Origin of the sequence: Aquitalea sp. ASV15, from assembly GCF_016429115.1 — a bacterium.
GTDB classification, from domain to species: Bacteria; Pseudomonadota; Gammaproteobacteria; order Burkholderiales; family Chromobacteriaceae; genus Aquitalea; species Aquitalea magnusonii.
The window spans coordinates 1-315 of sequence record NZ_JAELTZ010000182.1 but is presented as its reverse complement, the minus strand read 5'-3'; the positions used below and the strand labels follow the sequence as shown (position 1 = coordinate 315).

Below are 315 nucleotides of genomic sequence, written 5' to 3'. Positions count from 1 at the left end.
CCCCCCCCCCCCCCCCCCCCCCCCCCCCCCCCCCCCCCCCCCCCCCCCCCCCCCCCCCCCCCCCCCCCCCCCCCCCCCCCCCCCCCCCCCCCCCCCCCCCCCCCCCCCCCCTTTTTAATGACACGGCGACCACCGAGATCTACACTGTTGTTCGTTCGTCGGCAGCGTCAGATGTGTATAAGAGACAGGGTGATGAGCGAGCTGCACATGTGCGAAGGCTTTGATGTGGGCCTGGAAATGTCCGGCAATCCGCAGGCCTTCCGCCAGATGCTGGAAACCATGAACCACGGCGGCAAGGTGGCGCTGCTGGGTATT

The 315-nt window shown here is 71.1% G+C and carries 1 pseudogene; it reads left to right on the top strand.

From position 1 onward, the window contains the following. A pseudogene (locus JHD64_RS22120) lies at window positions 1–315 on the top strand (hypothetical protein); the annotation flags it as partial.